At 57.5% G+C, this 10,125-nt stretch carries 12 protein-coding genes and 1 pseudogene; 5 read left to right on the forward strand and 8 right to left on the reverse strand.

Translation table 11 applies throughout. The features are described from left to right. Together glp and HMPREF3011_RS03535 are read right to left on the reverse strand one after the other, a co-directional pair. A partial coding sequence (gene glp, locus HMPREF3011_RS03530) for a molybdopterin molybdotransferase MoeA (protein ID WP_141764748.1) occupies nucleotides 1-798 on the reverse strand: 798 nt, incomplete at its 3' end. A gap of 96 nt (nucleotides 799-894) precedes the next feature. After that, nucleotides 895-1,870: pseudogene (locus HMPREF3011_RS03535) on the reverse strand (UTP--glucose-1-phosphate uridylyltransferase). Between the two features lie 133 nt (nucleotides 1,871-2,003). Here HMPREF3011_RS03535 and HMPREF3011_RS03540 point away from each other — a divergent pair. From HMPREF3011_RS03540 to mscL, 3 genes are all read left to right on the forward strand, one after another. Beyond that, nucleotides 2,004-2,678 (forward strand): 5-formyltetrahydrofolate cyclo-ligase, encoded by a 675-nt coding sequence (locus HMPREF3011_RS03540; RefSeq protein WP_038626331.1) that lies wholly within the window; start codon nucleotides 2,004-2,006, stop codon nucleotides 2,676-2,678. A 189-nt stretch (nucleotides 2,679-2,867) separates the two neighbouring features. Next, nucleotides 2,868-3,329: an SAF domain-containing protein gene (locus HMPREF3011_RS03545; RefSeq protein WP_224786612.1), complete on the forward strand. Its 462-nt coding sequence runs from the start codon at nucleotides 2,868-2,870 to the stop codon at nucleotides 3,327-3,329. 251 nt (nucleotides 3,330-3,580) lie between these two features. Beyond that, nucleotides 3,581-3,997, forward strand: a complete 417-nt coding sequence (gene mscL, locus HMPREF3011_RS03550; protein WP_038626335.1) for a large-conductance mechanosensitive channel protein MscL — start codon at nucleotides 3,581-3,583, stop codon at nucleotides 3,995-3,997. 280 nt (nucleotides 3,998-4,277) lie between these two features. Here the strand turns inward: mscL and HMPREF3011_RS03555 are convergent, their stop codons facing one another. The 6 genes from HMPREF3011_RS03555 to HMPREF3011_RS03580 all read right to left on the reverse strand — a co-directional run bounded on the left by HMPREF3011_RS03555 (nucleotide 4,278) and on the right by HMPREF3011_RS03580 (nucleotide 9,345). Beyond that, the gene (locus tag HMPREF3011_RS03555) at nucleotides 4,278-4,775 is read right to left on the reverse strand and encodes a MogA/MoaB family molybdenum cofactor biosynthesis protein (protein ID WP_224786613.1); all 498 of its coding nucleotides are present in this window, start codon (nucleotides 4,773-4,775) and stop codon (nucleotides 4,278-4,280) included. Between the two features lie 142 nt (nucleotides 4,776-4,917). Continuing rightward, the gene (locus HMPREF3011_RS03560; RefSeq protein WP_038626339.1) at nucleotides 4,918-6,237 is read right to left on the reverse strand and encodes a S1C family serine protease; all 1,320 of its coding nucleotides are present in this window, start codon (nucleotides 6,235-6,237) and stop codon (nucleotides 4,918-4,920) included. A gap of 158 nt (nucleotides 6,238-6,395) precedes the next feature. Next, entirely contained in the window at nucleotides 6,396-7,952 is a 1,557-nt protein-coding gene (locus HMPREF3011_RS03565; protein ID WP_070841141.1) for a HAMP domain-containing sensor histidine kinase, read from the reverse strand. After that, a complete protein-coding gene (locus HMPREF3011_RS03570; protein WP_005511429.1) occupies nucleotides 7,952-8,644 on the reverse strand; it encodes a response regulator transcription factor in 693 nt (230 codons plus the stop codon). The genes HMPREF3011_RS03565 and HMPREF3011_RS03570 overlap by 1 nt, the downstream gene beginning before the upstream one ends. Before the next feature lie 239 nt (nucleotides 8,645-8,883). Further along, the gene (gene rpmF, locus HMPREF3011_RS03575) at nucleotides 8,884-9,057 is read right to left on the reverse strand and encodes a 50S ribosomal protein L32 (RefSeq protein WP_005511439.1); all 174 of its coding nucleotides are present in this window, start codon (nucleotides 9,055-9,057) and stop codon (nucleotides 8,884-8,886) included. A 21-nt stretch (nucleotides 9,058-9,078) separates the two neighbouring features. Then, nucleotides 9,079-9,345, reverse strand: coding sequence for a type B 50S ribosomal protein L31 (locus tag HMPREF3011_RS03580; protein WP_005511390.1), 267 nt, complete (start codon nucleotides 9,343-9,345; stop codon nucleotides 9,079-9,081). A 457-nt stretch (nucleotides 9,346-9,802) separates the two neighbouring features. On the opposite strand from HMPREF3011_RS03580, the gene rpmB reads away from it, so the two are divergent. Continuing rightward, entirely contained in the window at nucleotides 9,803-10,039 is a 237-nt protein-coding gene (rpmB, locus tag HMPREF3011_RS03585; RefSeq protein ID WP_016423274.1) for a 50S ribosomal protein L28, read from the forward strand. Between the two features lie 3 nt (nucleotides 10,040-10,042). Next, nucleotides 10,043-10,125 (forward strand): 50S ribosomal protein L33 (rpmG, locus tag HMPREF3011_RS03590; RefSeq protein WP_070841142.1); only part of this gene is annotated, 83 nt, incomplete at its 3' end.

The following is a 10,125-nucleotide window of genomic DNA, read 5'->3' on the forward strand; positions in this document are numbered from 1 at the left end:
GGCACCGCCGACAGCCCCCGTGATGACCAAGAGCTCACTGCGAATGAGCTGGCCCTCGATGATTTCCCGGATGCGACGGGGCTCACCGGTGGCAATACCCACTCGGTGCACCTCGGCCCCAGCATCGCGGCCGGCTGCTGCCAACGCGTAGGAGTTGACGTCGTAGACCTGACCGAGGCCTGGCGTGCGGTCAACATCGACCAACTCATTACCAATGGAAATCACGGACATACGCGGCTTGGGGTGCACCAAAACCTTCGAACGCCCCACTGCTGCCAACAATCCAACCTGCGACGGCGAAATTACCGAGTCCAAAGACACCGCCACGTCACCCGGCTGCACGTCGTCGCCGACCTTCCGCACAAAGTCACCGGAGTAGACCGGATGGAGAACATTAACTCGACGGCCACCGCGGTCGGTCCAGTTTAGGGGCACGACAGCGTCGGCAAGCGATGGCAGCGGCGCACCAGTTTGTACGCGCACGGCCTGCTTCGGCTGGAGACGCATCGGGTGGTGAGAGCCGGCTGTCACCTCACCGACAACAGGCAGCTCGACCTCGCGAAAATCAACATCACTCTGACGCGCATCCGGAGGTAAAGAACCAGATTCGCCGACGATATCGACAGCGCGCACTGCATAACCATCGATTGCTGACTGCACGAATCCCGGCAACGGCTGCTCTGCGATGACATCTTCAGCGCACAGCATGCCGAGGGATTCCGAAATAGCAACGCGCACAGGATCAGGCATCACAGCGTGCGCGGTGATTGCCGCCAACTGTTCTTCCACAGAACGCATGTTTTACCTTCCTCGGCACCAACCCGCGGTGCGCTTTATGGCTATTCAGCTTCTCAGTACAAGCCTCTAGATAAGTACAGCCTCTATAAAAAGGCTTTAAGCCTGTTCATCCTGCGCCAGACGCTGCTGCATATACTCGCGCAGCCCCTCGCCGTAGTCCGGATGCCTGAGTCCAAAGTCTACGCAAGCGCGAATGAAGCCACCAGGATTTCCCAGGTCATGGCGGAACCCCTTGTGGACGACCACATGAACCGGATGCCCCTCTTGAATCAGCAGCTCAATTGCATCGGTGAGCTGGTATTCGCCGCCCTTACCGCGCGGGGATGCGGCGCAGCGCATCGAAGATGGCACGATCGAGCAAGTAACGTCCGACTGCCACGAAGTTGGATGGAGCATCCGCAGGGTCCGGCTTTTCCACCATGCCCTTGACTCGCTTCACATCGTCCCAAGCATCAGCATCAGCCGCGTTCTCACCGAGCTCACCCGACTCCGCCGGGGTGGCGTCCTCAATATCGAAGACACCGTAGTTGTAGACCTCTTCGTGAGGAATTTCCAGCGCACATAGCACCGAGCCGCCAAAGCGCTCGCGCACTTCCGTCATGCGATCCATCACGCCCACTGGGAGCACGAGATCGTCGGGAAGCATGACAGCAACGCTGTCCTCATCGTCTTCGAGCAGCGGCTCTGCGACCAACACCGCATGCCCCAGGCCCAGCGGTCGATCTTGGACAACGGATTCCACGCGAATGACCTCGGTGGCGCGGCGTACCTTCGCTGCAATTTTGTCCTTGCCACGCTCGGCGAGAGTCTGCTCAAGATCCGGGCGTGGGTCGAAGTGCCCCAGCACGCCATCCTTACTCGGCGCCGTGACAATAGCCAGGCGTTGCGCACCAGTGGCGGCGGCCTCTTCAGCAATCATCTCGATGCCCGGCGTATCAACCACGGGCAGCAATTCTTTCGGCACTGTCTTGGTGGCAGGCAAGAATCGCGTACCCATGCCCGCGGCAGGAACGATGACAGTTCGAACCGGAGTAGTCATGTCCGAACCAGACTCTTTAGACGATGAGACCATAATGGCAACGATACCTATATAACTTCCATTTGCTCGGAGGCTGACCCCGCTTTTTTCAACGCGTCAATCAGAAATTTTCTCCTGCGCTGACGACCGAGGCCGCTCCCCTACCTGACAGAGTAGGTTTGCAGGTATGGCTCCGCTTCCCGAAACCACGTCCGATTTCAAAACCCGCACACGGCACGAGGTACTCGCCGCACGCGCCGCCAAGGGGCAGCGTGAGCGCATGCTTGACGACGAAGCACTGGTACAGCGGTTGCAAGAATGGTTATCCAATACCGTCGGTGACCTCACAAAACCCGTCATCGCCGCTTATGTCCCCGCTGGCGACGAGCCCGGTGCAAGCGTTTCTAGTTCGACTGATGGTGAGCCCGGCCAGGGCTTTGTGGAGGCTTTGGCCAACGCGGTTCCCGGAGCACGAATTCTGCTTCCCGTCTGCCCGCCCGGTCCGCCACAGCCGCTGCACTGGGGTTACTACACCGACGGCTTCAGCAAAGGGCGATTTGGACTCTTGGAACCTGTTTCGATGGAAAGCGCCGCCGGCCCGAAGGAGCTAGGTGTTGCCGACGCCATTATTCTGCCGGCAGTTGCGGCCGACCCCCAAACTGGGATGCGGTTAGGGCGTGGCGCTGGTTATTACGATCGCAGCTTGGTTTTCGCTCGACGCGACGGCGATACGGATGGGGCGAGAGCTGCTGTCATCGCTGTTGCGGTTTTCGACACCGAGTTGCGCACGGAGCTTGCCTACGATGAGCACGACGTTCCCGCCGATTATGTGATCACGCCAGCGGGGATTTCACAGGTTTAATGGAACCGATTCCGGGTTTTTCGCGCCTAACTTAATATGAACCCAAAACACTCGTCCCGGTTTCCGCGTCCATTCCGAAAGCCCCGCCCCGCAACTATTCGGCGAATAGTTGCAGTCACAGTTTTCCTATGTGCCGTCGGACTGGCGGCGGTGGAGTCATTGACACCTCGCAGCGGCCATATCCGGGTCATGATTAGCGCCAAATCCATTGCCGGTGGCGCATCGGTGGCAGAACAAGATGTGGCTTTCAAGGACATTCCCCGGGATCTCGTTCCTGGCGGGGCCGTAACGGACATCGCTGCTGTGCGGGGACGCACCCTGGCCACCGGCATGTCACCAGGAGAGATACTTACAGAGCAGCGAATGGTCGGCCCATCACTAGCCAAGTCGTTGACTGGGATGTCGGAAAGCAAAATTATTGCCATCACGTTGACTGATGTGGGCATCGTGTCCGCTCTTCGCACTGGTGACAGCGTGGATATTGTGTCGACCGCGGATGAGCGCGGGATGGCAGCGCCGCTTGCACACGGGGCAAAGGTGGTCAACATCGTCGACGAAGAGGTGGTTTTGGTTGCACTGCCCACTGGTGCCGCGGAGGTGGTGGCAGCGACATCGCTAACGTCCCCGCTCACACTGTTACTCTCGGGTTAGTGACCAAAGTCTCACTGATTACAAGATTTCATGGCCCTGAACAGCGTTTTCCGTAGAAAGTTGACTTGTCCCATAACTTGGTGTCGGGATACAATGGCTCGGCAATTCAAAATTACGATTAGAACTAAGAAGAGTGACACTGCCGGACAGCGCACTTCCCTGTTTCTGAAATCGTATGGGCCTGCATTGAGCTACGCGATGACTCACAGGTCTCGTTTGGTTTGTTCCGTTTCTACAGAAGGAAATTTCCTATGCTTAAGGGCTTTAAAGAGTTCATCATGCGCGGCAACGTCATCGACCTGGCGGTCGGTGTTGTCATCGGTGCTGCGTTCACCGCAATCGTCACTGCTTTCACCGAAAGCCTGCTCGAGCCGCTGCTGAACACCATCGGTGGCGCTGAGGTTACTGGCCTTGGCTTCGAAATCATCAGCGGCAACCCGTCGACCTACCTTGACTTTGCAGCTGTCATCACCGCAGTAATCAACTTCCTGCTGGTCGCAGCGGTTGTCTACTTCGTCATCGTTGCTCCGATGAACAAGTTCAACTCGATGCGTGAGGCTCGCCTGGAGACCTCCGCTGAGCCGGAGGTCACCGAGGCTGACCTGCTGACCGAGATTCGTGACCTGCTGGCAGAACAGAACGGCAAGCCGAAGTCGGAACTGAACTAGCCTCTAGCTGTTAGTTGAGACCTTCCGACAAGAAGCCAACTAACGCCTTTGCACAGCGCTCATCCCCAATGGGGTGGGCGCTGTTTTGTCCAGTAGTCCGCATCAAAACCACGAGCATCCTCCGGAGATTCATCGTGATAGCGCACTGTGCGCGCGGTTTTCGCACTGCGCGACTGGGCAAAGTTTTTCGCCGGTGCACCTGCGCGACGACGTTGCCTACGACTGCCACTGCGCGGCGCAGCTTGCTCGGGCTGATTGGGCTGATTGGCGTCGCCCATTCCTAGACGCTCCAGCGGCAGAGATCATCAAGCACATGAGAGACCAGCGGGAGAATTGTCGCCATGCCATCGCGCACTGCAGCGCGCGACTCCGCGAGATTGATAATCACCGTCTGACCGGACACACCAGCCAACCCGCGTGACAGCCCCGCATCCAAGGCGCCGGCTCCCATACCGGAGTTACGAATAGCCTGCTCAATGCCCTGCAGTCGTACATCGAGAACTTTGCGAGTGGCATCCGGGGTCTTCGCACGAGGCCCAACGCCAACGCCTCCCACCGTGACGACCAAATCCGCGCCACCAACAACAGCGGTATCGAGCGCCTTCCGGATCTCACGCTTCACTGCACCCGTACTGACCACAGCATCGACCGAGTAGCCGTCTTCTTCCAACAGCTCAACCATGAGCGAAGCCGCAGCATCCGGGTTCTCGAAATGATCGCCCACGAGGACTACAAACGCATTTCGGACCTGGCCGTCGTCGTTGATAAGACGCTCCATCTCAGCGAGGTTAACGTCACTTGGCTCAGTACTCACAGTTTCACTCATCTGCTCTAACTCGCTTTCTCCCACAGCTCTACACTCGAAGTTTCACTCGAAAATCTTTTACAGATGGTGAGCTACTACTCCACCACGCTGCTTATCAATCCTGGGCTTCTGCCAAGGTGACATCGACTGTTCGCTCGTTGCCGCCTCGCTCATCTGTAACTGTAAGTGTGACAGAATCCCCGATCCGATGCGAGCGGATAGCCGCAATTAGTGCAACGCCGTTGTCAAGTGTGCGGTCATCAACCTTGGTAATCAGGTCACCGTCTTTCAGTCCCGCTTTGTCAGCTGGGCCGCCTGGCGTTACCTCCCGCACCAGTGCACCACGTGCAATCGGACGCGAATCAATCTGGGCACCAATGACAGGCATCCGGGCCTTACCGGAATCAATCAGGTCTTCCGCTATGCGACGAGCCTGATTAACCGGAATAGCGAAACCAAGGCCAATGCTGCCCGCTTGCTCCGATCCCGCACTGTTAGAGGCAATCACGCTGGGCACACCGATAAGGTTGCCTTCCATATCCACTAGCGCTCCACCGGAGTTACCCGGATTAATCGCCGCGTCGGTCTGGATTGCATCAATGACCGAGGACTGACCGTCTTCACCCGCGGCGGTGACCGGACGATTCTTAGCGGAGACAATGCCCTGCGTAACGGTGGAGGTCAGTCCCAGTGGCGAGCCAACGGCCACCACTTCCTGGCCAACCTGGACCTGCGAGGAATTGCCCAGTGAAATTGGGCGCAGCCCGTTGACACCTTCAATTCGAATAACGGCGATATCAGTAGCTGCATCCCCTGCAACCAGAGTTGCCGGGTGCGTCGTGCCGTCGGCCAGCAAGACTTCCATTTGTGCGTCCGGGCCCGCGCCTGCGACGACGTGATTATTCGTCAGGACCAGACCGTCGGACGACAGAATGGAGCCTGACCCCGACGCCGTGCCCCGCTCCGAGGCAGTGGTGATGGAGACGACACTGGGAAGGACCTTCTGCGCGACCTTCTCCACGGACCCCTCAGCTGCTGCTACCTGGCGGGTTTCCGCAGGCTTATCCAGCGCGTTGTCCGCGGGGACCGACGACTGCGAGTTGTGAACTACCCATGCGCCGACACCGCCACCAATACCGGCCGAGCACAGCATCAGGGCAGCGACTGCCAGCGCCCCCATGCCCTTAGCCCCCTGGGCACCCTTGGTCTTCTGCTGATTGGCCGGAACGTCCCACTCTGAACCGCCTCCGTAAGCGCCGTTCGGCTGAGACGGGATGGTGTTGTAGTGGGAATTCTCCCAGCCGCGCTCATTGACAGAAAACTGGCTTGTCTCACCAGCATCCCCCATGGCACGGTTCTCGCTGAAGTTGTGAGACTGCGAGGAGTAGTGTCCCCGCTCATCTCCTCGCGAGGAATCGTTGAAAGAGTTGCTCATACGTAATACCTTGCACTGTCTGTCTAACAATTGGCTGAGAGCAGTCTGCAGTCTCGCCGAAAATTCCCCGAATGAAACACCGAATCCCCGCCACGCACTTCCTTAAAAGGCCGCACGCAGCGGGGATTACATCGACTTTGACGTGGGGATATGCGTTTCTAGCTAGGCTCTTGAGCTGATTCGGAGTCTTCATCTCTCCCGCTGTACGGGCTGCCCGGCAGCGTCACCCGCATCAAAGCACCGCCATCGTCGGATTCATCGGCAGTAATCGTGCCCCCGTGGCGGACGATGACTGACTTCACAATGGCCAACCCCAGGCCGGATCCAGGCATAGACCGTGACTGAATGGAACGGTAGAACCGCTCGAAGACCTTGTGACGATCTTCCTTCGGGATACCCGGCCCCGAGTCCGCCACCGTGAATTCAGCGACAACCTCGCTGAGTGGCGTCAGACGAACCCGCACGGTGCCATTTTCTGGCGACCACTTTGCAGCGTTGTCCATCAAGTTCAAAACTGCCCGGCCAAGCCCCGCCGGATCCCCGTAGACATACCACGGAGTGGTCTGCACGTCGAAAGTGATATCCGGCCGACGACGTTCAACACGCGCTAACGACGTGGAAATGATTTCATCGACATCGACATGTTCAATAACCTGTTGCGGCCCATCTTCGCGTGCCAAATCGACGAGGTCACCAACCAATGTCGACAACTCTTCCAGCTGTGCGATGACGTCAGCTTCCAGATCCGCGCGATCCGCATCCGAGATTGCCGCTCCCGAGCGGGAGGCCATCATCAGCAGTTCAATATTTGTGCGTAACGACGTCAGCGGGGTCTTCAACTCATGACCAGCATCTGCAACCAGCTCCGCCTGCTTAATGCGCGACGCTTGAAGTGCAGCCAACATCTCATTGAAGCTGCGGGTAAAGCGCGCAAGCTCATCGTCGCCCTCCACAGGGATTGGGCGCAGCTCATCGGTCTCCGTTACTCGCTCCGCGGCAATGCGCAACCGAGTGACCGGACGCAGACCCGTTGTTGCCACCGTAATACCTGATCCGATGGCGAAGAGAATTCCGATTGCAGAAATACTCAGCAGCACTGCACCGAGCGATTTCAAGACCGACTGCGTCGAGTTCAAGTCCTGCGAGAGAATCAGCGTCGCACCATCTTCGGCGCGGACGGCATATACACGACGGCCGTTGTACTCATCGGTACGAATCGATTCCTGGCGATTCCCTCGCAACACTGCGAGTTCCGGACCACCAATAGAGATTGAGCCACCGCCCTTACCCGCCACACTGCCGTGGGCAAAGTACACCGCATCCAAATCGGGGTTCAGAATCCTGTTTGAGTCCGCCTCAAAAGAGGGACCAATGGCAAACTCCGACGCATACGGGGACATAAGCAGTTTTTCCGCCTGGCTACGGAGGTTACTATCCACTTCGCGGTACAGCGTTGCCTGCACAGTAAAAAACGCAGCCAACGTCATCAGCCCCACAGACATCGCCACAATGAGCGCCGTCAAAATGGTCAGCCGCCAACGCAGTGAAGGGATACGCGAACTCCGGGGCAGATCAACGAGGGACTCCCCTACCGTCCTCTCAGCATCCGCGGACTTCTCTTGCTTTTCACCGGCACCTTGTCCCGGGGTGACCTCGGTGGCGGAACGCTGATCTGATTGCACGCCACCGCCGGTCAAACGACGACGGCGCAACATCACGGTGCGGTCTCCCGCATCACATAACCGACACCACGCACAGTGTGAATCAGACGCGGCTCTCCCTCTGCCTCAGTCTTGCGACGCAGGTAGCCAATGTAGACCTCAAGCGCATTTCCGGACGTCGGGAAGTCATACCCCCAGACGTCCTCCAAAATGGCGGTACGGGAGAGTACACGCCGAGGGTTGCTCATCAGCAATTCCAGCAGCGCAAATTCTGTACGAGTGAGACTAATGCGGCGTTCACCGCGGAAGACCTCACGAGTTTCCGGGTCCAAGGAGAGATCCTCAAACTGCAGAGTTGCGGCATCTTCCATCGCAGGCACTTCCAAAGCAGAACGACGAAGGAGTGAACGCACACGAGCGAGTAGCTCTTCCAATGCGAAAGGCTTAGGCAGGTAGTCGTCTGCGCCGGCATCAAGACCAGCTACGCGCTCGGAGACCGAATCACGTGCAGTCAACATCATGACCGGCAAATCATCGCCTTCGCTGCGAAGCCGACGGCAAACATCGAGGCCGTCGAGCTTCGGCATCATGACATCCAGAATGGCTAAATCCGGACGATCCTTGGCGATCTTTTCCAAGGCCTCTGCGCCATCCTCAGCGAGCTCGACCGTGTAGCCATTAAAAGTCAACGATCGCCGCAACGCTTCGCGTACCGCTTGATCGTCGTCAACTACCAAAATCTTCATACTGCCCATTGTGCCTTGAAAATATAAGGTGAGTGTAAATGTGACACAGATTCTTCGTGAGAGAGCTCGCAAAAACTGGGCCATACAACTGAAAAACCTCACCCCATCGCCAAGTACAAGCGATGGGGTGAGGTTAAAAGCTCTTTATCAACCGTTCCTTACGCACTGAACGCACTCTGCACGCTCAAAGCGCTCTGGGATTCAGCGAGGAACGATGTCAGCATCCTTAAAGATGCGCGTTAGAACTTCTCGACGTCAACCAGGCCGAGCTGAACAGCCTTGGCGATGCGACGAGGAACGTTGTAGACGCGGCCGTTTACCTTGACTTCCTGGAGAGCGACGTTGTTGCTCTTCCACTGGGAACGGCGGGCGCGGGTGTTAGCTCGCGACATGCGACGCTTTGGTACTGCCATTTTCTTATTCCCCTCCTATTCTTAGTTCTTCTTCGCGCGGCGAATGCGGTTACCGTAACGACGCTGGAACTTCTCGACGCGACCAGCGGTGTCCATGACACGCTGAGCACCGGTCCAGAACGGGTGCGACTCGCTGGTGACGTCAACGACGATCAGCGGGTACTCGTTACCGTCTTCCCACTCGACAGTGCGGTCGGAGGTGGCGGTGGAACGGGTAAGGAAAGAGTGACCCGTGCCTGCGTCCTTGAAAACCACCGGGTGGTAATCAGGATGGATGTCCTTCTTCATTAATTCTCGTTTCCCTCAGGATTGAACTTCAGGTCGCTTTCACCCAGCTAACAGCGGGAGAATCGTGCCTGAGTTGGGTACGAACACGACTTACAATGACACGCACCAGGTCAATATTTCTACAAACCGGCATGTGACACTCGATGGAATATTACAGGCTCGAGCCCGAAAATTAAAAAAAAGGCCCTACACTAAAGCCCGTCGACAAGCACGAACTCTATGACGACGCTCGAGAGTCGCCCCGAGAAAACCACAGTGGAACAGCGATTAGGTTATCCCGCAACTCGTGTGTAAACTGTTCTCTCGCTGTTGTCTAGTTATTCGTTTACGCGCTCAGCGTCGAGTGTCAGTGGGCAGCGCCCCGGAAAAGGCCAGGTGGATTCCTCGGTTATTCAATAATCCGGTGTGGCGCACCAGTGATTTCGGCATTGGGCGGCAAGGAAGCAAAGGAATCCCTATGTCGGCGATTTGCCAGGTTACGGGACGCAAGCCGTCTTTCGGCAAGACCGTGTCCCACTCCCACCGGCGCACGTCGCGCCGTTGGAACCCCAACGTGCAGCGTAAGAAGTTCTACCTCGCCTCTGAGGGGCGTCACATCACTCTGAATGTGTCCCCGAAGGGTCTGAAGACCATCGACAAGTACGGTATCGAGGCTGTTGTTGCTCAGATTCGTGCACGTGGGGAGAAGATCTAAAAAATGGCACGTAATGACATTCGTCCAATCATCAAGCTGAAGTCCACTGCGGGCACCGGTTACACCTACGTGACCCGTAAGAACAA

This window comes from Corynebacterium sp. HMSC074C04 (genome assembly GCF_001838295.1).
In the GTDB taxonomy this organism is placed as follows: Bacteria; Actinomycetota; Actinomycetes; order Mycobacteriales; family Mycobacteriaceae; genus Corynebacterium; species Corynebacterium amycolatum.